General features: G+C 67.6%; 25 protein-coding genes and 1 other RNA gene. 5 read left to right on the top strand and 21 right to left on the bottom strand.

Annotated elements, in window-relative coordinates; translation table 11 throughout:
* The 4 genes from E0H45_RS40990 to E0H45_RS41005 all read right to left on the bottom strand — a co-directional run bounded on the left by E0H45_RS40990 (window position 1) and on the right by E0H45_RS41005 (window position 4,680).
* The gene (locus E0H45_RS40990; RefSeq protein ID WP_131347969.1) at window positions 1–906 is read right to left on the bottom strand and encodes an ABC transporter permease; all 906 of its coding nucleotides are present in this window, start codon (window positions 904–906) and stop codon (window positions 1–3) included.
* A complete protein-coding gene (locus E0H45_RS40995) occupies window positions 903–1,892 on the bottom strand; it encodes an ABC transporter permease (protein ID WP_131347971.1) in 990 nt (329 codons plus the stop codon). The genes E0H45_RS40990 and E0H45_RS40995 overlap by 4 nt, the downstream gene beginning before the upstream one ends.
* 4 nt (window positions 1,893–1,896) lie before the next feature.
* Window positions 1,897–3,630 carry an ABC transporter substrate-binding protein gene (locus E0H45_RS41000; protein WP_131347973.1) on the bottom strand — a complete coding sequence of 578 codons (1,734 nt, stop codon included), beginning with the start codon at window positions 3,628–3,630 and terminating at the stop codon, window positions 1,897–1,899.
* 63 nt (window positions 3,631–3,693) lie between these two features.
* A complete protein-coding gene (locus E0H45_RS41005; protein WP_202872755.1) occupies window positions 3,694–4,680 on the bottom strand; it encodes a LacI family DNA-binding transcriptional regulator in 987 nt (328 codons plus the stop codon).
* Between the two features lie 126 nt (window positions 4,681–4,806).
* Here E0H45_RS41005 and E0H45_RS41010 point away from each other — a divergent pair, with 126 nt between their 5' ends.
* Together E0H45_RS41010 and E0H45_RS41015 are read left to right on the top strand one after the other, a co-directional pair.
* Window positions 4,807–7,077 (top strand): beta-galactosidase, encoded by a 2,271-nt coding sequence (locus E0H45_RS41010; protein ID WP_131347975.1) that lies wholly within the window; start codon window positions 4,807–4,809, stop codon window positions 7,075–7,077.
* A gap of 34 nt (window positions 7,078–7,111) precedes the next feature.
* The gene (locus E0H45_RS41015) at window positions 7,112–8,335 is read left to right on the top strand and encodes a glycoside hydrolase family 1 protein (RefSeq protein ID WP_131347977.1); all 1,224 of its coding nucleotides are present in this window, start codon (window positions 7,112–7,114) and stop codon (window positions 8,333–8,335) included.
* Here E0H45_RS41015 and E0H45_RS41020 read toward each other — a convergent pair.
* The 10 genes from E0H45_RS41020 to E0H45_RS41060 form a co-directional block, all read right to left on the bottom strand.
* On the bottom strand, window positions 8,332–9,225 hold the full coding sequence (locus E0H45_RS41020) for a phytanoyl-CoA dioxygenase family protein (RefSeq protein ID WP_165546786.1): 894 nt from the start codon (window positions 9,223–9,225) through the stop codon (window positions 8,332–8,334). The genes E0H45_RS41015 and E0H45_RS41020 overlap by 4 nt on opposite strands.
* Window positions 9,226–9,359: 134 nt before the next feature.
* Window positions 9,360–9,737: a transfer-messenger RNA gene (ssrA, locus tag E0H45_RS41025) on the bottom strand.
* A 92-nt stretch (window positions 9,738–9,829) separates the two neighbouring features.
* A complete protein-coding gene (locus tag E0H45_RS41030; RefSeq protein ID WP_131347981.1) occupies window positions 9,830–10,390 on the bottom strand; it encodes a DUF1707 and DUF4870 domain-containing protein in 561 nt (186 codons plus the stop codon).
* A gap of 82 nt (window positions 10,391–10,472) precedes the next feature.
* On the bottom strand, window positions 10,473–11,216 hold the full coding sequence (locus tag E0H45_RS41035; RefSeq protein ID WP_131347983.1) for a hypothetical protein: 744 nt from the start codon (window positions 11,214–11,216) through the stop codon (window positions 10,473–10,475).
* Window positions 11,217–11,246: 30 nt separating this feature from the next.
* Window positions 11,247–11,720: an SsrA-binding protein SmpB gene (gene smpB / locus E0H45_RS41040; RefSeq protein WP_131347985.1), complete on the bottom strand. Its 474-nt coding sequence runs from the start codon at window positions 11,718–11,720 to the stop codon at window positions 11,247–11,249.
* Between the two features lie 21 nt (window positions 11,721–11,741).
* A complete protein-coding gene (locus E0H45_RS41045) occupies window positions 11,742–13,187 on the bottom strand; it encodes a M23 family metallopeptidase (protein ID WP_131347987.1) in 1,446 nt (481 codons plus the stop codon).
* 84 nt (window positions 13,188–13,271) lie between these two features.
* The gene (ftsX, locus tag E0H45_RS41050) at window positions 13,272–14,183 is read right to left on the bottom strand and encodes a permease-like cell division protein FtsX (RefSeq protein ID WP_131347988.1); all 912 of its coding nucleotides are present in this window, start codon (window positions 14,181–14,183) and stop codon (window positions 13,272–13,274) included.
* Between the two features lie 19 nt (window positions 14,184–14,202).
* Entirely contained in the window at window positions 14,203–14,892 is a 690-nt protein-coding gene (gene ftsE, locus E0H45_RS41055) for a cell division ATP-binding protein FtsE (protein WP_130382152.1), read from the bottom strand.
* Window positions 14,893–15,072: 180 nt separating this feature from the next.
* Window positions 15,073–15,240 (bottom strand): hypothetical protein, encoded by a 168-nt coding sequence (locus E0H45_RS42750; RefSeq protein ID WP_165546787.1) that lies wholly within the window; start codon window positions 15,238–15,240, stop codon window positions 15,073–15,075.
* Entirely contained in the window at window positions 15,233–15,613 is a 381-nt protein-coding gene (locus E0H45_RS41060; RefSeq protein WP_238155691.1) for a hypothetical protein, read from the bottom strand. Before E0H45_RS41060 ends, E0H45_RS42750 begins: the two co-directional genes overlap by 8 nt.
* Before the next feature lie 119 nt (window positions 15,614–15,732).
* Between E0H45_RS41060 and E0H45_RS41065 the strand changes: the two genes are divergently transcribed.
* Complete coding sequence (locus E0H45_RS41065) at window positions 15,733–16,782, top strand: carbohydrate kinase family protein (RefSeq protein WP_238155692.1); 1,050 nt, start codon at window positions 15,733–15,735, stop codon at window positions 16,780–16,782.
* Here E0H45_RS41065 and E0H45_RS41070 read toward each other — a convergent pair.
* The gene (locus tag E0H45_RS41070; RefSeq protein WP_131347994.1) at window positions 16,750–17,940 is read right to left on the bottom strand and encodes an MFS transporter; all 1,191 of its coding nucleotides are present in this window, start codon (window positions 17,938–17,940) and stop codon (window positions 16,750–16,752) included. The two genes, E0H45_RS41065 and E0H45_RS41070, sit on opposite strands and share 33 nt — an antisense overlap.
* 205 nt (window positions 17,941–18,145) lie before the next feature.
* Here E0H45_RS41070 and E0H45_RS41075 point away from each other — a divergent pair, with 205 nt between their 5' ends.
* Window positions 18,146–19,414, top strand: coding sequence for an ABC transporter substrate-binding protein (locus E0H45_RS41075; protein WP_131347996.1), 1,269 nt, complete (start codon window positions 18,146–18,148; stop codon window positions 19,412–19,414).
* Window positions 19,415–19,471: 57 nt separating this feature from the next.
* Here the strand turns inward: E0H45_RS41075 and E0H45_RS41080 are convergent, their stop codons facing one another.
* A complete protein-coding gene (locus E0H45_RS41080) occupies window positions 19,472–19,675 on the bottom strand; it encodes a cold-shock protein (protein WP_131347998.1) in 204 nt (67 codons plus the stop codon).
* Between the two features lie 195 nt (window positions 19,676–19,870).
* Between E0H45_RS41080 and E0H45_RS41085 the strand changes: the two genes are divergently transcribed.
* Window positions 19,871–20,278, top strand: coding sequence for a cytidine deaminase family protein (locus E0H45_RS41085; RefSeq protein WP_131348000.1), 408 nt, complete (start codon window positions 19,871–19,873; stop codon window positions 20,276–20,278).
* Here E0H45_RS41085 and E0H45_RS41090 read toward each other — a convergent pair.
* The 5 genes from E0H45_RS41090 to E0H45_RS41110 all read right to left on the bottom strand — a co-directional run bounded on the left by E0H45_RS41090 (window position 20,275) and on the right by E0H45_RS41110 (window position 24,573).
* Entirely contained in the window at window positions 20,275–21,267 is a 993-nt protein-coding gene (locus E0H45_RS41090) for a TIGR03842 family LLM class F420-dependent oxidoreductase (RefSeq protein ID WP_131348002.1), read from the bottom strand. The two genes, E0H45_RS41085 and E0H45_RS41090, sit on opposite strands and share 4 nt — an antisense overlap.
* Window positions 21,268–21,277: 10 nt before the next feature.
* Window positions 21,278–22,702 carry a dihydropyrimidinase gene (gene hydA, locus E0H45_RS41095; RefSeq protein ID WP_131348004.1) on the bottom strand — a complete coding sequence of 475 codons (1,425 nt, stop codon included), beginning with the start codon at window positions 22,700–22,702 and terminating at the stop codon, window positions 21,278–21,280.
* 77 nt (window positions 22,703–22,779) lie between these two features.
* Window positions 22,780–23,652, bottom strand: a complete 873-nt coding sequence (locus E0H45_RS41100) for a nitrilase-related carbon-nitrogen hydrolase (protein WP_131348006.1) — start codon at window positions 23,650–23,652, stop codon at window positions 22,780–22,782.
* Between the two features lie 47 nt (window positions 23,653–23,699).
* On the bottom strand, window positions 23,700–24,377 hold the full coding sequence (locus E0H45_RS41105) for a PhzF family phenazine biosynthesis protein (RefSeq protein WP_131348008.1): 678 nt from the start codon (window positions 24,375–24,377) through the stop codon (window positions 23,700–23,702).
* A 1-nt stretch (window position 24,378) separates the two neighbouring features.
* Window positions 24,379–24,573: a hypothetical protein gene (locus tag E0H45_RS41110; RefSeq protein WP_131348010.1), complete on the bottom strand. Its 195-nt coding sequence runs from the start codon at window positions 24,571–24,573 to the stop codon at window positions 24,379–24,381.
* Between the last annotated feature and the right edge of the window lie 3 nt (window positions 24,574–24,576).

The raw sequence follows: 24,576 nt of genomic DNA on the forward strand, positions 1-24,576 counted from the left end.
TCAGTCCTCCCTGAGGTGCGGATTGCTGAGCAGATCGATGCCGAAGTTGATGAAGGCCATCGACGTGATCAAGATCGCCAGTACCAGACCGGGGACGAACACCCAGACGAACAGGCCCTGGGAGATCGCGCCGGCCGCGTCGGCCTGGTAGAGGATCGTTCCCCAGGACACCGAATCGCTGCTGCCGAGTCCCAGCACCGCGAGCCCGGCCTCCGCGCCGATCGCGCCGGTGGCCGCACCGACGAACGCTGCGGCGACCAGCGAGGTCATGTTCGGAAGGATCTCGGAGAAGATGATCCGGAACGTGCCGTCGCCGGAGAACTTCGCCGCCGTGACGAAGTCCCGGTTCCGCAGCGTGATGATCTGGGCCCGTTTCGACCGCGCGGCGCCGGCCCAGGACGTGAACGCGATGACTCCGACGATCAGCGGGATGCCACGGGTGTCGGAGTACGCGACCAGCGTGATGATCAACGGCAGGACCGGGATGACCAGCGCCGTGTTGGTGAGGAAGGTCAGCACGTCGTCGACGACGGTGCCTTCCGCGTAGCCGGAGACCATTCCGATCAGGAGCGCGATCGCGGTCGCCAGCAAACCGCCGAGCAGCCCCACGAGCAGCGAGACCCGGCTGCCGTAGATCACCTGGGAGAACACGTCGACGCCGGCCACGTTGGTGCCGAGCAGGTGCTGCGCCGACGGCCCGGTCAACGGTGTGAACGAACCGTCGGTCGGCCCGTACGGAGCGATCACCGGAGCCAGCAGCGCAACCAGCACATAGATCGCCACGACGACGACCCCGACCCGGGCCTTCTTGCTGCTCCACACCACTCGGTACCAGCGGTCGACGGGATCTGTACCAGCGGCCGCTACCTGTTCCTCGGGCAGTACTGCGTTCTGTGTGCTGCTCATGCGGCTGCCCTCCTGGCCCGCGGGTCAAGGATGCCGTACAGCAGATCGGCGATCAGATTGGCCAGCAACGTCGCGACCGCGGTCAGCAACATCAGGCCCTGCAACAGCGGATAGTCCTTGATGCCGACCGCCTCCCCCATCAGCCGGCCGAGACCGGGATAGTCGAACACGGTCTCCACCAGGATGGTGCCGCCGAGGATGCCGCCGAGCGCGAGTGCGAACCCCGCCACGCTGGGCAACAGTGCGTTCCGGGCGGCATAGCGCAGTGCGATCATCCGGTCCGGCAGTCCCTTGGCCCGGGCCAGCCTGATGTAGTCCTCGCCGAGGTTCATGATCATCGTGTTCCGCATCCCGAGGATCCACCCGATCGGCGTCACGATCATCAACGTCAGGGCCGGAAGGAACGCATGCGACATCGCGTCGTACACGAAGGCTCCGTTGAACCCCGGTGTCGACGCCTGGTAGCCGCCGGCCGTCGGGAACCAGCCCAGGCCGTAGCCCAGCCCGTAGATCAGCAGCAACGCGATCCAGAACGGTTGCAAGGTCCCGACGAAGGTGGAGATCACGGTCACCGACGTGTCGAACCGGCTGTTCCGCCGCCACGCGGCGAAGGCGCCCAGCAGGATGCCGATCGCGAACGACAGCACCTGGACGGTCCCCACCAGGATGACGGTCCACCAGAACGCTTTACCGATCACCTCCGCCACCGTGTACGGGAAGTAGGTGTAGGAGACCCCGAGATTGCCGTGGATCAACTGCACGAGGTAGTTCCAGTACTGACTGAGGAGCGAGCCGGACGGAGCGCCCAGCAGATCGCGCATCGCCTCCACCTGCGCACGGTTCAGCTGCGCGTTCTTCCCGGCGAGGTTCTGCACCATCAGCTCGGCGGGATCCCCCGGCTGCAGCCGGGGGATCAAGAAGTTCAGCGTCACGACCGCCCACAGGGTGAGCACGAAGAAGCCGATCTTCCGCACGAAGTACCGCATCGGACTACTTCGACGACGGTGCGGTCAGGTGCGTGATCCACACCAGCGGCTGGTCCTGCGGATTGGCGTACGGATCCTCGGCGGTCGGCCAGCCGACGGCGTGATCGGTGCGCCAGATGGCACGGGCCGGCGCGTACAGGATCGGCAGCACCGGGTAGTCGGTCATCATCGCGTCGACCAGCACACCGACCTGTTCCTTCGTCGCCGCCTCGTCGGTCGCGCCCGCCAGCGCCCCGATCGCCTTGTCGACGGCCGGGTTGGTGTAGCGCCCGATATTGCCCTTGATCGTGGTCTTGTCCGGGATCTCCGCCGTCGAGACGGTCGCCCCCATGCCGTGCGCGTAGTCGCAGCCGGCGCCCATGTAGTTGATCATCAGCTGGAAGTCGCCGGTCTTCTTCTGCTGGTCGACAGCCTCCGGCGGCATCTTGTTCTCCGTGATGTCCAGCCCGAGCTTGCGGAAGTTGCTGGTCAACTCGTCGGCCATCGCCTCGTAGTCGATCCAGCCGGCCTGCACCGAGAAGGTGATCTTGATCGGCGAGCCGTCCGTGTCCTGCCGCAGTCCGTTCGAGCCCTTCCGGTAGCCGGCCGCGTCGAGCATCTGGTTGGCCTTGGCCAGGTCGAACGGGATCACCGTGCTGTCCGCCGGATACTTCGCCGGCAGCAGGTCGTCCTTCTCCGGCAGCGGCAGACCGGACTGGCTGGCGACCTTCATCAGGCCGTACGTCGCCTTGTCGGTCGCACTCTGCTTGTCCATCCCGTGCGCCAGCGCCTCACGGAACTTGACGTCGCTGAACGGCTTCTGGGTCAGGTTCGGCGCCAGTACGGTGAGGCCGTTGGCCGCGTACCAGACGTGGTTGGTCTTCGGGTCGTCGGCGACGAACGCCTTGTCCGGGTTGGGAATCTCACCGGAGTAGAAGTCCAGTTCGCCGGTCTTCAGCTTGGCCGCCGCCTGGTTGGCGTTGGTGCTGTAGTTGCCTTCGAGAACCAGTTTCTGGACCTTGATCTTGTCGGCCTGCCAGTAGTCGGGCCGACGCTCGAGCTCCAGCCGTCGTCCGTTGTAACTGGCAACCTTGAACGGCCCGGTCGAGATCGGGTTCTTCGAGATGTACTTGGCCGGATCGCCGACCGAGGCGAACTCCTTCTCGGAGACGATCTTCTGGCCGATCAGGTACGGGAACTTGGTGACCGCCGGGCCCTCGAACTCGAACGTCACCTTGTCGCCGTCGGCCGTGACCGACTTCGCCTTGGCTCCGAAGCTGTCGTTCCAGACGCCGGCCAGGTCGATCGCCGGGTACTTCTTGGTCAGGTTGTACGTGAAAGCGACATCCTTCGCGGTGAAGGGCGAGCCGTCGCTCCACTTCACACCCTGGCGAATCGTGAACACCAGCTTGCTCGGGCTCTCCCAGGTGTAGCCCGTCGCCAGCCACGGAACGACCTTGCAGTCCAGGGAGCTCTGTTGCATCAGCGGCTCGAACAGCCAGGTACGGACCGTCTGCTGGGGAGCGAACGGGTTGTAGCTGACCAGACTCCCCATGGCCGCATCGGACTCGGTCGCCAGGTTCAGCACCGGGATCGTGCCCGACGACGCACCCGACGAATTCCCCTGCTGTTCCTTCTCACCGGCGACGCGGCTGCCGGCACACGCCGGCAACACGAGAACGCCCACCGACAATGCGGCGACAATGATCCCCCGCCATGACCGCTGCCCCCGTCGAACGTGGAACGAAGTACTTGTCATGACGACACCTCCGTGTGTCAGGTTGCTACCTGGTTCGGATGCTGTACTGGAAGTTGTTTCGATTCAGTCCCGGCAGCCGCAGCTGGCTCTCCGGACCAGCCGCGACGGAAGAACGGTCTCGGGCACGACGTCCGCGCCGTTGATCAGGTCGAGCAGCAGCCGGGTCGCCGTCGCTCCGAGCTCGGCCAGCGGCCGGGCAACTGTGGTGAGACCGGGACTCACCAACGAACTCATCGGGACGTCGTCGACGCCGGTGATCACCAGATCGCCGGGCACCCGCAGACCGCGTCCCAGGACCGCCATCATCAGGCCGAGTGCGGTTTCGTCGTTGCCGCAGACGGCACCGTCGAAGCCGCCGGCCAGCACCTCGTCGGCGGCCTGCACGCCGTGAGTCTGTTCGAGGCCGGTCCGCAACTGCTTCCCCGGCCGGAGCCCGAGCTCCGCATGCGCGGCCGCGAATGCTTCCCAGCGCTCGGTCAGGTCCGGCGAGCCTTCCGGATTGCCGACGAAGACCAGCTTCCGCAGACCGTGATCGGCCAGCAGATGACTCACCAGCAGCCGGAACGCCTGCTGGTCCGTCCGTACGACGACCGGTGCCGGATGCGGATCCGGACCGATCATGACCACCGGATGGCGGGCCGCCAGTTCCATGATCACCGTCTTCGGGACGGTGCCGCCGTGGATGGCCATCCCGTCGACACGCCGGGCGACATCGAGCAGTTCGTCAGGCGCCTCCCGCCGGAGGTGGGTGCCGATGACATGAACACTCACCTGACGCGGTACGGCGACGCTCTCGACACCGTTGATCAACTCGGCGAAGTACGGCCCGGACAGCCCCGGGAACACCACCGCCAGGGCTCCGTGGCGCCGATTGGCCAGCGCCTCCCCGAGGTGGCTGGGCCGGTAGCCGTACTGCTCGATCGCGGCTTGTACCTTGGCCCGGGTCGCGGCTGAGACGCTGCCGACGCCACGGTAGACCCGCGACACAGTGGCAGTGGAAACGCCCGCCAGCTTGGCGATCTCGCGCACGCTCATGCGGTCGTCAGTCACTGTCGGACTTCCTCTCCGAACCGGGTAAGGGCTTGCCGGGTTGGGAGTGTAACCGGTTACAATTCCAACCGCCAGAGCTCGTCGCCAGACCCGACCGGTGCGTTGCCGCGCCGTTGAAGGAGCCTCATGAGCCCAGCAGCCGAGACCGACACCCGCCCCGGCGATCTCCCGCAGCGCGGGCAGATCGCACTGCGATCCGGCCGGATCGAGGTCGACGGGACGCCCACCCTGCTGCTGTCCGGCGAGGTGCACTACTTCCGGCTGCGACGGGACGAGTGGGCCGATCGGCTGACCCAGGCCAGGGACGCAGGGCTGGACACCATCGCCAGCTACATCCCCTGGATCTGGCACGAGCTGCCGAACGGGGAGCTCGACCTCACCGGGCGGACCTGCCCGGAACGAGACCTGCCGGCCTTCATCGACCTGTGCGACTCCCTCGGCCTGCGGTTCCTCGCCCGGCCCGGTCCGTTCGTGATGGCCGAGCTGAAGAACGAGGGCATCCCGGACCGGATCTATCGCGAGCATCCGGACGCCCGGCCGAACGGCTGGGACGGCAGAGCTGCCAGGTCCGAGGACCTCGACTATCACCACTCCGGCTTCCTGACCGAGGCCGAGCGCTGGCTCGGCGCCGTCGTCGAGGTGCTGGCACCGCGACAGGCTCCGGACGGCCCGGTGGTCGGCGTCCAGCTGGACAACGAGGTCGGCATGCTCGCCTGGGTGTCGAACACGCCGCACCTGAACGATCGTGGTGTCGGCGACCTACTGACCTGGCTGACCGATCGGCACGGCGCAGAGGCGGCCGCGAAGCTGCTCGGTGTGACCGGCGATGATCCGGATCAGCTCGCGGCGGCCGTCCGGGCCGGCGGCGATCCGGCACAGACGCCGGCCTTCCACCACGAACTCGGGCTCTGGGCCCGGGACGACTTCGCGGGCTACCTGCGGCACCTCGAGACCTTCGCCCGTGACCGGGGTATCGCGGTGCCGTTGCTGATCAACGTGCACGGCACGGGCGGCGGGCGCGGTACGACGTTTCCGATCGGGATCAGTCAACTCGCCCCCGCCTATCGGGGACGGGACGGACTGCTGGCCGGCTCCGACTACTACCTGGGCGAGCTGACCGTACAGAATGCCGCTGATCTCTATCTGTGCAACGCGATTCTGGCCTGCGTCAACGGGCCGGACCAGCCGGCGTCCTCGTTGGAGTTCGAAGCCGGGACCGGTGACTACGGCGACAACCTCGATGCGCTCAGCTCACCCGAGTCCGGCGTACACAAGACGCTGCTGACGCTCGGCCAGGGCAATCGGTTGATCAACTACTACCTGCTGACCGGTGGCCGCAACCCGGTCCTCGAGGGATCCCGGGACGACGGCATCCCGCGGATCGCCTTCACCGGCGAGCGCCACGGTTTCGCGGCGCCGATCGATCCCGAAGGACGTACGACGCCGGCCCTCGACGCCCTCGCGAACCTGTTCAAGGAGGTTCGGGCCTACCAGCCGATCCTCGCCACCGGGCGGCAGCTGACCGACGAACTCGGCTTCGGCTTCGTCGCCGATCACTACCTCACCGAGTACGCCCACCCCGCGGCCGCGGCCCGGCGCGAGCAGGTCGAGGACCTCGAACGCCATCGCGGCTTCGGCGCCCGGGACGCGCTCGGCCGGGCGATCGTGCTCGGCGGCTACCACGTCGACGCCGTCGACCTGCAGGCGATCGCCGATCCGGAGTCGGCCTGGACGGCCGGCGCCACCGCGCCCGAAGCGCCGCGGACGATCGTCCTCGGCACCGCGCGCACGCTGGGCGTGAAGGTCCAGCGATGGCTCACCGATCACGTACGCAACGGCGGCAACCTGCTGCTGACCGGGCGGTTGCCGGATCGCGATCAGGACGGCGCTCCGTGCACGATCCTGGCCGACGCCTTCGGCCTGTCGTCGGCCGGTTTCCGCATCGACCGGCGGGACGAGTCGGGCCCGTACTGGCCGACGGTAACCGGGTCCGGCAGCTTCCCCCTCGACGCCGACCTGCGGGTCAGCTCGGCGCAGCTGCTGCGGGCGCCCGCCGAGGCCGAGGTGCTGCTCCGCGAAGTCGGGTCCGGGCTGCCGTGCGCGATCCAGGCGCAGCTGGGCGCGGGCTCGATGATCTTCGTCGGCTGTGACTTCCCGGCCGCCCACCTCGACAACTGGAACGCGTTGTTCTCGAGGTTCGGCGTCCGGCCCCGGGTCGGGATCGACGCCGACCGGACCGGTTTGCTGACCGTGCCGGTCACGTCGGAGCACGGCAACCTGCTGATCGCCGTCAACCTGGCACCGTACGCCATCACGGCGTCCATCAGCGTCGACGGGCACCAGGTGCAGCCGCCGACGACCTTCCCCGCCCGCGGCCACGCGCTCCTGCCGTGGTGAGGCCCTCATCATCTCCAAGACGCAAAGGACCCCTATGACTTCCGCTACTCCAGCGCCCCAGGGCTTCCTCTGGGGTGCCGCGACCGCCGGTCACCAGACCGAGGGCGGCAACACCAACACCGGCCACTGGATGCTGGAGCACGCCCCGGACACCTGGGCGAAGGAACCCTCGGGAGACGCCTGCGACTCCTACCACCGGTACGGCGAGGACATCGCCCTGCTGGCGAAGGCGGGCCTGAACGCGTACCGGTTCTCGCTGGAATGGTCCCGTATCGAGCCGGCCAGGGGTGAGGTGTCCCGGGCCCAGCTCGACCACTATCGGCGGATGATCGACAGCTGCCGATCATCCGGCGTCGAGCCGATCGTGACGCTGCAGCACTTCACTGTGCCGCTCTGGCAGCACCAGGAAGGCGGCTGGTACGCCGCCGATGTCGTCGACCGGTTCCGGTTCTTCACCGAGACCGCTACCCGGATCCTCGACGACGTCAACTGGGTGGTGACCATCAACGAGCCGAACATGATGGTCAACCAGACCGAGGCGCGGATCGACACCGAGGTCGGCGTGAACTTCCCCGGGCCGTCGCCGCACGCGGCCCAGGTGATCGCCGAGGCCCATCACGCGTCGGTCGAGGTACTGCGCGGCCTCGGCCACGTCCAGGCCGGCTGGACGGTCGCCAACCAGGTCTACCAGGCGGTCCCCGGCCACGAGAAGGAACGCGACGAATGGGGCTACTGGCGCGAGGACTTCTTCCTCGAGCAAAGCCGCGACGACGACTTCGTCGGCGTGCAGTCCTACCTGCGCACCATCATCGGACCGGACGGGCCGGTGCCGTTCGCCGATGGCGTCGAACGCACCCTCACCGGCTGGGAGTACTACCCGGAGGCGCTCGGCCAGGCGCTCCGGCATACCCGCGACGTCACCGGCGGTGTACCCATGCTGGTCACCGAGAACGGCATGGCCACCGCCGACGACACCCGGCGGATCGCCTACACGACGGGCGCACTGAGCGGGCTCGGGGAGGCGATCGACGACGGGTGCGACGTTCGCGGCTACCTGCACTGGTCGTTGCTGGACAACTACGAGTGGGGATCGTACGAGCCGACCTTCGGGCTGATCGCCGTCGACCGCGAGACCTTCGTCCGGACGCCCAAGCCGAGCCTGGCCTGGCTCGGTGACCTGGCCGGTCGCAACGAACTCCCGAGGGTTCCGGAACGGCCGGAGGCTGCGGCGAACTTCGCCGCAGCCGTCACCAGCTAGGCGGTCGGCTGCTCGACCATCCCGAATCCCTGGCTCCGGTAGATGTGATCGGCCGGCTGCTCGGTGAAGCGCGCGGCCGTGGACAGCACCGGGTGCTCGAAGAACGACCTGCTGGCGGCCGGGAACTCCAGCGGGGTCCCGGTCTCCAGCCAGTGGCTGACGTGCACCATGGCGATCATCGGCCGCGGGCGATCGGTGCGGTTCGGCATCCCCGCGTGCCACAGCCGGACGTCGCGAATCAGCACGCTACCGCGCCGGATGGTCGGCTGGATCGGCGGCGCGATCCTGCGCCGGGCCTCCAGCGCGTCCAGCGGCACCTCGATGTCACCACCGACACCGACCGTGAGATCTCGATGGGTCCCGAGCCAGATCTCGGTGGCGCCGTTCTCGGCCGAGACGTCGACGGTGGGTACGTTCACCACCAACTGGGCCGGCGGATGCGCGACCTCCATGGCGCCGGACGGCCACAGGTGCCCCATGTCGGCATGCACCGGCTGCCGGGTGTCGCTCGGCAACGACGTGTTCCCGCTGTACATGACGTTGCGCAGGCCCGGCCCGAGGATCGCCGACGTCACCGCGATCACCTGCGGATTCAGCAGCACGTCCTCGAACAGGTACGGCTCGAACGGCGGCGGATCCTGCTGGATGTTGCCCGCCGTCCAGTTGTACGGCGCGTCAGGCCGGGCCTGGAGCAGCGCCAGATCGCTGAGCATGCGTTCATGGAGTACGTCGAGGTGCTCGAGGTCGACCACGTCGGCCAGCACCACCAGGCCGTCGGTACGCAGCGCGTCCAGTGCGGCCTGCAACTTCTCCGGCGCCGGCCCTCCGGCGTCCCGGTCGGATTCTCCAACGTCGATCGTGATCACGATGCTCCCGTCTCGCGTGGTCAACTCATGATCACTTTGGCAGCGCCGCCCTCGCCGGTGGAATGACCACCCTGGCAAGCCGATGAACGTTCTGGCGCCGACCGGCCGAGCACAGCAGAACGCGCAGGTCAGCCGGGGCTGACCTGCGCGTTCTCAAGGGGTGGAGGTGGCGGGAATCGAACCCGCGTCCTTCGGCGTCGCTTCAAGGCTTCTCCGGGCGCAGTCTGAATAGCGCTTTTCTCAGCCCCAGCGTTTGTACAGACATCTCGCTGACAGGCTCAGTCACTGTAAATGTCCCGTACTAACCCCGTGACCGGGCTAGCAAAGCAAGCTCTCTAAATGAGGCCAGGAACCGGGGCGAGAGCATCCCCGGGCTGACCGCTTCTTTAAGTGCTCAGGCCGTCAGGCGGCGAGAGCGAAGCTACTGCGCTTGGAATCGGCAGTTATTGGTTTCCAGAGATCGTTTACGAGATAACCCTGGATCCTCGGCCCGCTTCCCTTGGAACGTACGTCCAAAGTCGAAACCGTTCACCCCCTGTTGAGTTGTCAAACTCCCACCCGTACCGCCGTGGAAGATCCACACTACCAAGTCCAACAGGCTGCCCGCACCTGACATTCCCCCGAGGGACTACTTGATCATGCGCAGGGTGAACGGGTACCGGAACTTCCCGCCGGCCGCGGTGGCCAGGCCGCCGATGCCGGTGAGCAGGAACCAGAGGATGCCGAGGATCGGGAACAGGAACCCCAGGAACCCGTCGGTGATCCCGGTCGCGATCCCGAGCAGCGCGAACGCCCCGAACGCGGTCAGCTGGAAGTTCAGCGCCTCGACAGCGTGCCGGCGTACGGCGGGATTCGTCTTGCCGGTGGACGCGACCACCAAGGCCGGGCCGACGAACAACGTCGGGTACCCGAGCCAGTGCGCGACCGTACCCATGCCCCGCCCGTCACCCCGGTACGTCTGCAGCGGCGCGGGCCGCGTGAAGGCGGCGGGCGCGTACGTCGGCACCGGCCGGGAGACGAGCCCGTCGAACGAGCTGTTCAGCTCGGCTCGGGTCCGTGCCTTCAGGGCCTTCTCCAGACGGAGGTCGAACTCCATGTGGTCGAGGCGCCCGTCGGCGTACATTTCCTTGAGGATCTCGACGGCCCGGTCCCGCTGCGCCGTCGTCACCAGCAGCTCTGAAGTGGACATGCTTCCACTGTGCGCGCCACTGCCCGCTCACCCCATCGGGTTCGCCCCGGAGGCACCCCTGACCGGACCCGGAAGGTCCGGATCAACGCACCTGCCGTCCGTAGTCGGCCAGGACGAATGGCGGGATCAGGTCGGCGACACCGCTGAGGACGGGCAGGACCGTCAGCGTCTGCGGCACGGTCCAGGGCTTGGCCGCGTACGCGACGAGCAAGTTGCCGGACACCCAGAAGTTCACCGGCGGCCGGTCTAGCAGCCACTCCATCATCCGCGGATGCAGCACGGCCGAAACGTAGCGGGCATCCACACCGGCTGCCCGGAACCGTTGGTTGAAGGCCTCACTCTCGACCTCGACCCGCTCCATGCCCGGCTCGACGGCCGCTCCGTCGCCGACTACGGGTCCGGGACCGATGACCAGGTCGGGACCGACGGCCAGGTCCGGTAGCCGGACGGGCAGCTCGATCGCGATGAGGTGATTGACCCAGGTGGTCGGCAGGTACCGGCCCCTGGTCGTGTGGACGAACTCGGCCATCCGGATCGGGCGGCCCTGGTACTCGCCGACCAGGATCCGGCGCAGGTGCCCGTCCGGCGCGAAGATCCGGCAGCCGGCTGCGTGCAGCTGCCCGTCGGCGTCGGTCCCCGGGTGCCAGCCGTACCGCTCGGCGCCTGCCTGCTCCCTGGCGAGCTTGGCCTTCCCCCGGTCGACCCACGGACCGCCGATGCGCGCGATCAGCCAGCCGACCAGGGCGGCGAAGCCGATGAACAGGCCGAATCCCGTGAGAAGTCCGACCACGGCGTCCAGCCAGCCAGGCAACGCGACAGGGAGCACCGCCGCAACATAGCGGACCCCAAGGTCTGCCTACTGCCGCCTGCGGTCCGACAGGGCGCGCTGGGCCTCGCGGTTGGCCTGGCGTTCGGCGAGGGCGTGGCGTTTGTCGTAGTCCTTCTTGCCGCGCCCGGTGCCGAGCTCGACCTTCGCGTAGCCGTCCTTGAAGTACAGCGACAGCGGGATCAGGGACACCCCTTGCTGCTCGACCTCGCGGATCAGTTTCTGTACTTCGTCCTTGTGCAGCAGCAGCTTCCGCGTACGGCGTGGCTCGTGATTCGTCCACGTGCCGTGCTTGTACTCCGGGATGTGCATGCCCTGCAGCCAGAGCTCGTTCCCGCGGACGGCGGCGAACGCGTCGACGAGGGAGGCCCGGCCCTGCCGGAGGGACTTGACCTCGGTCCCCGTCAGCACCAGCCCGGCCTCCACCACGTCCTCGATGTGGTAGTCGTGTCGCGCCTTACGGTTCTGCGCGATCGGCTTCTCCCGGCCGGACTGTTTCACCATCCGACCAGTATCTCAGACCACTCAGAGCCACTTCATCGGATTAACGACGCGGCCGTCCTGGTAGACCATGAAGTGCAGGTGGCAGCCGGTGGAGTAGCCCGTGGTCCCGGCGTACCCGATGATCTCGCCCTTCTTCACGCGTTCACCCACCCCGGCCTTGTACCGCGACAAGTGGTTGTAGACGGTCGTGATCGACGATCCGCCCATCACACCGTGTGAAACGAAGAGCCGGTTTCCGTAGCCGCCGTTGTAGTACTTGTCCGTCACCTTCCCGTCGGCCGCGGCACGGATCGGCGTACCGCAGGGGGCGCGGAAGTCGGTGCCGTCGTGCAGCTTCCAGTAGTGCAGAACCGGGTGAAAACGCATTCCGTACGGCGACGTGATGTAGCTGCTGACCGGGTATCCCAGCCGCCCGCCGCCGGAGGACGGCGGATCGTCCGGAATGTCCCGCGGTTTCCGGTTCTCCTTGCGTGCCTTCGCCCGCTCCGCCTTCTCGGCTGCCGCCTTCCGGCGCGCGGCGGCCGCCTTCTCCGCCTTCGCCCGCGCGATCAGGAGCTGTTCGACCCGGTTCCGCTCACGCAGCAGCGAGTTGTACTGCGCCAGCTCGCTGTTCTTCTCCTTCTCGGCGGCCTTGAACGCGGTCAGCTTGACCTTCGCGATCGCCGCCGCCTCGGCCCGGTCGGCCGCGACCTGCTTGGTCAGCTCGGCGACCCGCTTGACCGTCGCCGCGGCCTCGGCGCGAGCGACCTCGGACTCCTTCTCCGCGGCCGCGACCTTGACCCGCTTGCTGGCGAGCTGCGCCTGCGCGTTGTTCAGGTTGGTGATCGCGTTGCTCTGGATGCCGAACACGTTCCGCTGGACCTGCATCCCGGTCGCGATGTCGGCCGGCGCGGCACCCCGCAGCGCGATCGACAGGCCCACCAGCCCGTTCTGCTGCTGGTACGCCGACCGTACGGCGCGACCCGCGACGGACCGCTTCTCCGCGATCAGCTTCTCGCCGGCCTCGACGTCGGACACCGCCGTACGCAACGCCGCCTCGGCCGCGGCGAGCTTGCCCGCGGCAACCGCATCGGCGGCCTTCGCAGCGGCGAGCTGCCCCTGCGCGGCGGCGTACCGGACCTGGACGGCCTGGTACTTCACGACGGCTTGGTTGTATGCGGCAACGGACTTGCCGAGCTGGTCGGACGCGTCGTCGAGATCGGCCTTCTGCTGACCGAGCTGCGCGTCGAGTTGCTTCTTCTTGGCGGCTGGATCCGGCGGTTTCGCCTCCGCGGACGGAGCGGACGGAACCGCCGCCAGGACACCGGCGGACAGGGACAGGACAAGGCAGCAAGCGGCAACCGCCGTCTGCCGGCCCGGCGGTCGCTTGCGTGATCGCGGGTACGGCGCGGTGGAGGTGCCGGTGCTGTCGTCTCGCTTGATGCTCCCCCGCTCACGCGGGTTCGCACCGGGGAAGTGCGGGACCACAGGTCGACCCCTTGCTCTGGATGAAATTGTGCGGTACAGGAGTGACTGCTGTTACTCCTGTTACTGCACGATAGGTCACCCGGGTCAGACTTTGAGGTATTTCCGCGTTGTCAGGAATGTCGGGATCACGGCCAGGACCAGGCCGACGACGACCATGATCAGCGTGGCGCGGAAGGTTTCGGTCGCGCCGACCCACTGCCAGACGCGGAACGTCTCCTGGGCCCGCTGCATGACCACGAAGTACACGCCAACCCACAAGGTGCCGCAGGCAAAGATCGCGCCGATCAGCGCCGCCAGCACCGCTTCCAGGAGGAACGGCAGCTGGATATAGAAGTTCGAGGCGCCCACCAGGCGCATGATGCCTATCTCCCGTCTCCGGGCGTACGCCGCCAGCCGGATCGTGTTGGAGATCTGCATCAGGGCCGCGACCAGCAGCAAGCCGGCCGAGATCAGCGCCCCGACTTGCAAGCCGTTGAGGGCCTTGAACAGCGGATCCAGGTACTGGCGGAGGTCCTGGACGGTGTCGACGCCGGGGAGGCCGGCGACGGCGCTGACCAGGTTCTGATAGCGCGTCGGATCTCGCAGCTTGACCCGGAAGGACTCCTGCATCTGGTCCTCGGTGACCGTGCTGACGATCGGCGAGTCCTTGTACAGCTTCTTGAACGACTCGAACGCTTCCTTCTTCGACTCCGAGAACACGCCGTCGGGCGCGGTGTCCGGGTTCGTCTGGATGACCTGCTGGATCCGGTTCTTCTGCTCCTGGGTCACCTCGGCGCCGGAGCAGCCACGGCCGCCGGAGTCCTTGGTGCACAGGAACACCGAGATCTGGATCTTGTCGTACCAGTTCCCCTTCATCAGGTCGACCTGCTCGCGGGCGAGCAGCGCGCTGCCGAACAGCGACAGCGAGACCCAGATGGTGACGACGACCGCGATCGTCATCGAGAGGTTCCGCTTCAGGCCAATCCCGAGGTCGGAGAGGATGTAGTTCAAGCGCATCAGTCAGTCAGTCCCCTGGTCAGTGCTGGTAGCCGTAGACGCCGCGCGACTCGTCGCGGACGACATGGCCGTTCTCCAGCTCGATCACGCGCTTGCGCATCTGGTCGACGATCGAGACGTCGTGGGTGGCCATCACCACGGTCGTCCCGGTCCGGTTGATCCGGTCCAGCAGCTTCATGATGCCGACCGACGTGCCGGGGTCGAGGTTTCCGGTGGGCTCGTCGGCGATCAGGATCATCGGCCGGTTCACGAACGCACGGGCGATCGCGACGCGCTGCTGCTCACCGCCGGACAGTTCGTCCGGCATCCGGTCCTCCTTGCCGTCCAGACCGACCAGCTCGAGGACCTCGGGGACCGTCTTGCGGATGTGCGCGCGGGGCTTGCCGATCACCTGCAGCGCGAAGGCCACGTTCTCGGCGACGGTCTTGTTCGGCAGCAGCCGGAAGTCCTGGAACACGGTGCCGATCTGGCGCCGCATCTGCGGGATCCGCCAGCTGGCGAGCCGGTTCAGGTCCTTGCCGGCGACCATGATGTGACCTCTGGTCGTGCGGTGCTCACGCAGGACCAGACGAAGGAACGTCGACTTGCCGGACCCGGAGGTTCCGACCAGGAAGACGAACTCGCCTTTCTCGATCTCGACGTTGACGTTCAGCAGAGCGGCCTTGGACTGGCCCTCGTACGTCTTGGACACATTCTCGAAGCGGATCACGGATTCATCCGGCCGTGGTCGGGAACAGGGAGCGACGCGACGGTAACCACGAAGTGCACCGTACGCCACCGGAGCGGCCGGCGATCAGTCTAGGCGCTCCACGGCGTGCCGCCGACCAGACCTGCCGGTCCGTACACCCTCGTCCGATACCCGGTGCGTTTGAAACAGCCGTACGAAAGATCAGGCCGGGGCCGGGCTCGCGGTGCCGTTGCCGTTGTCGGGGCGGGCGTCGGCGATCCGGGCGACGCCGGCGTCGGGTTTGCGGCCGGCGCGGCGGGCGGCTTCGACGTGCAACCGGGCCAGCTCGACAGCCTGGCGGGAGACCTTCAGGGTCTTCTTCTCAGCCATGGTCACTGTCTCCCTCGACGACCTCGATGTCGGTGTCCGCGATATCAGCGTACGCGGACGCGCCGATACGGTCGATCGCCACGGCGGCGGTCAGCGCGGCGACCAGATCGTAGTCCTCAGGTTGTAACAACTCCGACCTCATGAGGGAACGCAGCGTCACCACACCGGCGTCCGTCCCGGCGTCCTCACCCTCGAGGATCTGCTCCACGGCCCACCGGACCATCCGCATGGTCTCCTCGCGGTGCCGCCAGACATCGAGCTCGCGATCGGACTTCCGCGTCAGGTACGACCCCAGGAACACACCACCGAGCGCGAGCAGCGGACTCAGCACGGTCATCACGACCCCGACGATCGAGATCCAGGTAGGGATCACGGACACACCTCGGCGCTCATTCGCGTCCTCCCAATTCCGTGGTCTTGATCGGTCGATGATGCTACGAAGGAGCATTCCATCCACCACCGACAGCCAGGATGACAAGGAGTCGTGTCACCGTGACGGACGAGCAGGACCGCTACGACGTGTTCGTGCAGGGGACGGTGTTCCTCGACATCGTGATGACCGGTCTGGTCTCCGCCCCGACCACCGGTACGGAGATCTTCGCCGAGGGTATGGGGTCGTGCCCGGGCGGTGTCGCGAACTTCGCGATCGCCGCCGCGCGGCTCGGTCTGAAGACCGGGCTCGCCTCGGTGTTCGGTGACGATGCGTACGCCGACTTCTGCTGGCGGACCCTCGCGGACCAGGAGGGCGTGGACCTGTCGCACTCACGACGGATCGGCCACTGGCACTCGCCGGTCACGGTGTCGATGTCGATCGACCGGGACCGGGCGATGGTCACGCATGCACACGAGGCGCCGGGCGATCCAAGCAAACTGGTGGGGCCGGGCCTGAATACGCGGTCGGCGATCGTTCCGGTGGCTGAGGAGCTGCCGGGCTGGACGGTCGAGGCGCGCCAGTCCGGTGCCCTGTTGTTCGGTGACGTCGGCTGGGATCCGACCGACGAGTGGTCGCCGGCGGTGCTCGACGTACTCGAGGGGTTCCACGCGTTCACGCCGAATGCGGGTGAGGCGATGGCCTACACCCGCACCGACACCCCGAAGGCCGCGCTGCACAAGCTGGCCGACCGCGTACCGCTCGCGGTCGTGACGAACGGCGCGGACGGCGTACTGGCGATCGACTCGGAGACCGGCGAGGAGGAGCAGGTGCCGGCGCTGCCGGTGCGTTCGTACGACCCGACCGGCGCCGGCGACGTGTTCCTCGCCTCACTCGTCCTCGGCACGCTCCGCGGCTGGCCGCTCGCCCACCGCCTGGCCTTCAGCAACCTGTGCGCCGGCCTCTCGGTCCAGCACTTCGGCGGCTCCCTCGCGGCGCCCGGCTGGGGCGACATCATCGACTGGGTCCGCGACCACAGCCGCCACCGCCCCGGCGACGTCGACCCCGCCGTACTCCAGCACTACGCCTTCATCGGCGACGTCCTCCCGGCCGGTCCCGTCCCGATCGTCCGTCGCGCCTCAGCCACGATCGCGCGCCTGTCGGACGCCTGACGCGTGCACCGTCACCGCGACCAGGACGAGCAGTACGCCACCTCCCAGGAATCCCCAGGACGGTGCGCTGTGCTCGAGCACCAGCCCGGCGGTCGCTGACCCAGCGGCGGAGCCGAGGTTGTTGGCGGTGTTGATCCACGTGCTCGCCTCGGTCCGTTGGTGCGGCGGCGTGACGTCGTCGGCGGCCAGGTACGAGACCACGAACAGCGGGGCCACGGCGACACCGGCGATGCCCAGCACGCCCCCGAGCACGACCAGGTCGGTCACGAACGAGGCCGCGAGCAGTCCCGCGGCCAGTACGGCGATCAGCCCGGCGAGATGGGTCGACCAGGAGCGGGTATGACGCCGGCGCGCCCAGAGCATCCCGCCGACCACGCTGCCTGCCGCGATCGCCGCCTCGACGTACCCGGCGGCTCCGGGCCGTCCCGTGTGCTGCGCGACGCCCGCCACGCAGACGTATGCCGCGCTGATCCCGGACGCGGTGACCATGATGACGAGCAGGATCCGGCGCAGACCGGAGATCACCAACGGCCCCAACGGATGCCGAGCCGGTGCCGACGCTGAGGTCGACGTCGTCACCGGACTCGTCACCATCGCGAACGTGCCGACAACCATCAAGGCGGCCGAGCAGCCGAGCGCGGCCGGTGCGGATACGAGACTGATCAGGGTGCCCGCGATCAGCGGCCCGCCGAGGAACAGGCACTCCTCGGAGACCGCGTCGAGGGCGTACGCGCGTTCCTTCAGCGCGGAGCCCTCGGTGAGCAGTCGCCAGTTCGACCGCATCGACGGCCCCAACGGCGGCGCGAGCAACCCGGTCGCGCCGACGAGCAGCAGTACGGCGACATCCGTCGTACCCAATGCTGCGATGGCAATCAGGCCGGCGGATGCACCGAGCGCGAGGGGCGGCAGGACGCGGCGCTGGCTGTAGCGGTCGACGAGCCGCGCTTTGTACGGCATCGACAACGACGCGAACCCGAACACCGCGACTGCGGCGCCGGCCGTGGCGAAGGAGTTGGTGGACTGCTGGACGGTGAAGAGCAAGGACAACGGGAGCAGGCCGTACGACAGCCGGCCGAGCAACGCAGGCACGAACGTGCGCAGCGCCGACGGCAACAGCAGGACGTCACGGTAGCTCCCGGCACGAGTTGTGCCGGACACGAGAACGCTCCTAGAGATTCACGAAGGAATTGGGCTCGACCACGCGAGGCGTGGGAGCCGTCTCTAGTCACGAGGGGAGAACATGCGGGTCAGCCTACAGGTCGTTCTCGGCGGCTGGAAATGTCGGCGTACTGGGCTCCACCGGTCGTAGGGTCTGGTGTGGTGCGCGGGCTGTGGGACCGCGCTGGACGGAGAGGTGCACGCGATGACGATCAGTCGGCGGCAGGTACTCGGGCTCGGGACTGGACTGGCCGCTATGGCCGTGGCGGGGTGTGGATCGAACTCCGGGCGGCCGTCGTCCGGTGGGTCGGACGGGTCGAAACCCGTGCTCCAGCAGTGGTACCACCAGTACGGCGAGACGGGCACGCAGCAGGCGGTGGAGAAGTACGCGAAGGCCTACCCGGATGCGACCGTGACGATCCAGTGGTCGCCGGGTGACTACGAGAAGAAGGCCGCGACGGCGCTGCTCACCGACCAGGGCCCGGACGTGTTCGAGTACCCGAACGGGCCGACGATCGACATGATCAAGGGCAATCAGGTCGTCGAGCTGACCGATCTGCTGGGCGACGCGAAGAGCGACTTCAACCCCGCGCTGCTCGAGCGGATGTCGTACCAGGACAAGCTGTACGCGATCCCGCAGGTGATCGACATGCAGCTGCTCGTGTACCGCAAGAGCCTGTTGAGCGCGGCCGGCGTACAGCCTCCGCAGACCGTGGACGAACTGCTGACCGCTGCGAAGAAGCTCACCAACAACAAGACCAAGGGTCTGTTCGTCGGCAACGACGGCGGCGTCGGTGTGCTCGGCGGACCGGCGCTCTGGTCGGCCGGTGTGGACTACCTGACCAAGGACAACCAGTTCGGATTCGACGACCCGGCCGCGTTCGAGTCGCTGCGCAAACTGCGGGAGTTCTGGACGTCGAAGGTGTTGTTGCTCGGGGCACCGACCGACTGGTCCGACCCGGCCGCGTTCACGCAGGGCCTGACCGCGATGCAGTTCACCGGCCTGTGGACGCTCCCGGTGATCGAGAAGGCGCTCCCCGGCGACTACGGCGTACTCCCCTGGCCGAAACTGAACGCCACCACGGGCGCACCGAGTGTCCCGGTCGGCGCGTACGGCGCCTGCGTGAACGCCAAGTCGAAGAACCTCGACGCCGCGAAGAAGTACGTCAAGTGGCTGTGGGTGGATCAGACCGACGACCAGCTCGACTTCGCGCAGTCGTACGGCTTCCACGTCCCGGCCCGCAAGAGCCTGTCGGCGAAGGCGGAGAAGCTGAAGTCCGGCCCGGCCGCCGACGCGGTCAAGCTGCTGAACGAGAACGGCCGCCCGCAGAACCCGATGCTCTGGTCGCCGAAGGCGAGCTCGGCGTACTCCGACGCGCTGAACAAGATCATCCGCAGCGGCGCGGACCCGGCCGCCGAGATCAAGACCGTCAAGTCGGTGACCGAGGCCGAACTCAAGCGGATCACCGGCTGACAACCGGACGCGGCCCCCCACCGGCAGGTGAGGGGCCGCGTCCGTGCCGAGCTGGAATCAGACGACGTTGACGTTCTCCGCCTGCTGACCCTTCGGGCCCTGGACGACGTCGAACTCGACGCGCTGGTTCTCGTCGAGGCTACGGAAGCCGTCGGTCTGGATGGTGGAGTAGTGGACGAACACGTCCGCTCCGCCGCCGTCGACGGTGATGAAGCCGAAGCCCTTGTCGGCGTTGAACCATTTCACAGTTCCCTGTGCCATGTTGTTGCTCCTTCGTGGAGATGGGGCGCACCGCGGTCGCGGTAGACCCGGCCGTTGTCGCACCGGCGGCACACCATCTCTCACAAGGAAAGATCGGGATAAACCACAGCTACTGAAAATCGACCTACCCCATCCAACCACGATTCCGCACGATTTATTCCCATCGGCCGCGCCGGGCGTGGCAAGGTTGGGCGCATGGTGACCCTGCGACCGCTGACCGACGACGACCTCGAGCTCATCGAGCTGGCCCGGCGGACGGTCGACGCGAACACCGACGGACCCGACGGCGTCTACACGATGGGAGCCGCGGTCCGCGGTGCCGACGGCCGGATGTACGCCGGTATCAACCTGTACCACTTCACCGGCGGCCCCTGCGCCGAACTGGTCGCCCTCGGTCGCGCCCGCGCCGAAGGCGCCCGTGAACTCACCACGATCGTGGCTGTAGGCAACGAAGGCCGTGGCGTGGTCGGCCCCTGCGGCCGCGACCGCCAGGTCCTCGTCGACTACCACCCCACGATTCGCGTCATCCTGCCTACCGACGACGGTCCTGCCTCGGTCCTGGCCACCGACCTTTTGCCCGCGGCCTATCGCTGGACCCCTTAGACAGCTGGGATGATGTCCTTCCCGTACGACGCCAGGGTCTCCTCCTTGGCGTCGTGCTGGAGGTACAGAGCGAACTGGTCGACGCCGAGTTCCTTCAGTTCGGCCAGCCGCGCCAGGTGGTTCTCGACCGGCCCGAGGATGCAGAACCGGTCCACGACCTCGTCCGGCACGAAGTCGGTGTGGGTGTTCCCGGCGCGCCCGTGCTCGGCGTAGTCGTACCCCTTGCGCCCCTCGATGTAGTCGGTCAGCGCCTGCGGCACGGCGCCCGAGGTCCCGTACCGCTCGACGATGTCCGCGACGTGGTTCCCGACCATCCCGCCGAACCAGCGGGTCTGGTCACGTTGGTGATCCAGGTCGTCCCCGACGTACGCCGGTGCCGCGACGCAGAACTTGATCGCCATCGGATCCCGGCCGGCCTGCTCCGCGGAACGCCGTACCGCGGTGATCATCCACTCCGCGATGTCCGGATCCGCCAGCTGCAGGATGTACCCGTCGCCGACCTCACCGGTCGCTTTGAGCGCCCGAGGGCCGTACGCCGCGACCCACACGTCGAGCGCGCCGTTCTCGACCCACGCGAACTTCAGCTGCTGCCCGCGGTACTCGACGGTCTCGCCGCGCGCGAGCGACCGCACCACTTCGACGCACTGCTTCATCTCGTCGATCGTTCCCGGCTTCGCGCCGAGCGTCCGCAACGCCGAGTCGCCGCGCCCGATCCCGCAGATCGTCCGGTTGCCGAACATCTCGTTCAAGGTGGCGAACTGGGACGCGATCACCGTCCAGTCCCGCGTCCCCGGATTCGTCACCATCGGCCCGACGACCACGCGGCTGGTGGCCGCGAGGATCTGGCTGTAGATCACGAACGGCTCCTGCCAGAGCAGGTGCGAGTCGAACGTCCACACGTACGAGAACCCGGCGTCCTCCGCCTTCCGGGCCAGCTCCACGACCGTGGACGCGGGCGGATCACACTGGAACACCACACCGAAGTCCACGACATCCCCCTTACATCAAGTACGACGACAGGCCGCGCTTCAGGAACTTCCCCCGGCCCTTCCGGCCATGGTAGTTGCCGTCAGCCACAATCACCTCGCCGCGCGACACGACGGTGCCCACCCGGCCCTTGATCTCGACCCCTTCGTACGCCGAGTGGTCCATGTTCATGTGGTGCGTCGCGACACCGATCCGCGTCGTACCGTTCGGGTCGTAGATCACCAGGTCGGCGTCCGATCCGGGCTGCACGATCCCCTTCTGCGGATACAGCCCGAACATCCGGGCCGGCGTGGTCGCGATCGTCTCCACCCAGCGCTCCAGCGACAGCTTCCCGTCCACCACGCCCTGGTAGACCAGGTCGACGCGGTGCTCGACGCCGCCGATCCCGTTCGGGATCTTGGAGAAGTCGCCGAGGCCGAGCTCCTTCTGGTCCTTCATGCAGAACGGGCAATGGTCGGTCGACACGATCGCCAACTCGTTGTTCCGCAGGCCCTTCCACAGGTCCCGCTGGTGCGACTCGTGCTTGCTGCGCAGCGGCGTCGAGCAGACCCACTTCGCGCCCTCGAACCCGGGCGCGCCGAGCTGGTCCTCGAGCGTCAGGTACAGGTACTGCGGGCAGGTCTCGGCGAACACGTTGCGGCCCTCGTGCCGCGCCTCGGCGACCTTCTCGAGCGCCTGGCTCGCGGACAGGTGGACGATGTACAGCGGGCAGTCCTGCGCGACCTCGGCAAGCGCGATCGCGCGGTTGGTCGCCTCCGCCTCGAGCGCGGCCGGACGGGTGATGCCGTGGTAGATCGGGTCGGTCTGGCCTTTCGCGATCGCCTGCTGCACCAGGACGTCGATCGCGATGCCGTTCTCCGCGTGCATCATGATCATCGCGCCGTTCTCGCGCGCGGTCTGCATCGCGCGGAGGATCTGCCCGTCGTCGGAGTAGAAGACGCCCGGGTAGGCCATGAACAGCTTGAAACTCGTGATGCCCTCGTCGGCGACCAGCTGGTCCATCGCCTTCAGCGCGTCGGCGTCGACCCCGCCGAGGATCATGTGGAACGCGTAGTCGACGTGGCACTCCCCCTCGGCCTTCGCGTGCCACGCGGCGAGCCCGTCCTGCACGACCTCGCCGGTGCGTTGCACGGCGAAGTCGATGATCGTCGTGGTTCCGCCGTACGCCGCCGCGCGGGTGCCGGTGTCGAACGTGTCGCTGGCCGCGGTACCGCCGAACGGCAGCTCCATGTGCGTGTGCGCGTCGATCCCGCCCGGGATCACGTACTTGCCGGAGGCATCGATCACCTCGTCGACCGTGATCGCCGGCGTGGCAATGATTGTTGAAGTGAGGGCAGGGTCCAGGACCGCGACGATCTTCTCGCCCTCGACCAGCACGTCCGCGACCCGGGTCCCGGTCGGTCCGACGACGGTTCCACCCTTGACGAGCAAAGACATCTGCGCCACTCCTCTTTGAGCGGTTCGACTGTGTTTCGGCTGTTCGAAAGGAAAGATTTGGTGAGGGAAGTCCCCTTCTACGGTTTCGTCAGGTCTCCGTACGCGTCGGGCCGGCGGTCGCGGTAGAACTGCCAGCGGTCCCGGACGGTGTCCAGCAGGCCGAGGTCCAGATCGCGGACGATCAGTTCCGGATCGTGGTCGTGCCCGACGTCGCCGACGAACTTCCCCTCCGGGTCGACGAAGTACGACGTACCGTAGAAGTCGTTGTCGCCGAACTCGGACTCGATCCCGACCCGGTTGATCGCGCCGATGAAGTACTCGTTCGCGACCGCGGAGGCGGGCTGCTCGAGCTTCCACAGGTACGCCGACAGTCCGCGGCTGGTCGCCGACGGGTTGAAGACGATCTTCGCCCCGGCCAGGCCGAGCGCCCGCCAGCCCTCGGGGAAGTGCCGGTCGTAGCAGATGTAGACGCCGATCCGGCCGACCGCGGTGTCGAAGATCGGGTACCCGAGGTTGCCCGGCCGGAAGTAGAACTTCTCCCAGAAGCCCTTCACCTGCGGGATGTGGTTCTTCCGGTACTTGCCCAGATAGGTGCCGTCGGCATCGACGACCGCGGCGGTGTTGTACAGCACGCCGGGCTGCTCCTGCTCGTACATCGGCAGCACCATCACCATCCCGAGCTCCTGCGCCAGCGCGGCGAACCGCTCGGTGGTGGGGCCCGGCACGGATTCGGCGTACTCGTAGTACTCGGCGTCCTGCTTCTGGCAGAAGTACGGCCCGTAGAACAGCTCCTGGAAACAGATCACCTTCGCACCCGCAGCGGCAGCCTGCCGCGCGTAGTCCTCGTGCGCCTTGATCATGGACTCCTTGTCACCCGTCCACGACGTCTGAACAAGCGCAGCCCTGACAACATCCGCCACAGGAACCTCCCCAAGTATCCGAGCCCCCATGCTCCATCCGCCCCGGCCCACCCGTCAACGGATGCCGGAGATCGCGGTCAGAACGTGAGGGTGCGTGGTTCGCCGGGGAGGACCTGGCCGCCTACGGTGGCGTGGGTGGGTGGGTGCCAGGTGGTTCGGAGGTGGGAGCCGGCGCCTTGGATGACCAGGAGGTCTCGGGTCAGCTGGGCGGTCAGCTGGGTTACGGCGGAGCCGGTGGCTTCGTCTTCCTCGACGTTCATGGCGGGGGCGAAGGCGCGGGCTCGGATGATGCCGGCGGGCTCGTCCTGCCAGGACCAGAGGAAGGTGTGGCCGGCGGTGTACGTCGTGCGGTCGGCGGCCAGGACCTCCTCGGGTGAGGAGAGTTGACGCCAGTCCCAGGGGCTGCCCCAGGTCGTGTCGGCTCGGACGGCGAAGTGGTCGCCGGAGCGGGTGACGGGGATCGGGCCGGCGGGGACATGCAGGGTGTCGACCGGGTGGCCGTGGGTGTGGAGCCAGGCGGCAGCGCCGACGGTGGGATGGCCGGCGAAGGCCATCTCGCCGGTGGCGGTGTAGATACGGAGCGTGCCGGTGGCGGGGTCGTCGACGTACACGGTCTCGCTGTAGCCGAGTTCGGCGGCCACGCGCTGCCGGTCGCTCTCACCGACGAGGCGGCCGTCGACGATGCCCAGTGGGTTGCCGAACCGGCCGTCCGGGTCGGTGAAGACCCTGACGACCTCGACCTGGAGGTCGGTCAACTCAGAGGACGACGATCGCGGCGATGATCGCGATCAGCAGCACGGCGCCGCCGACGATCGCGAGGACCCGGCCGTTGACCTTCGGTTCGCTCGTGGCCTCGGTCTGGCCCTCGTTGACGAAGGCGCGGAACATCTGCGTGTTCGCGCCCGGGTCCTGCTCGTTCTCCACGTTCTGCGGGACGTTCTGGTCAGCCATGGC

Origin of the sequence: Kribbella soli, from assembly GCF_004331345.1 — a bacterium.
Lineage (GTDB): Bacteria > Actinomycetota > Actinomycetes > Propionibacteriales > Kribbellaceae > Kribbella > Kribbella soli.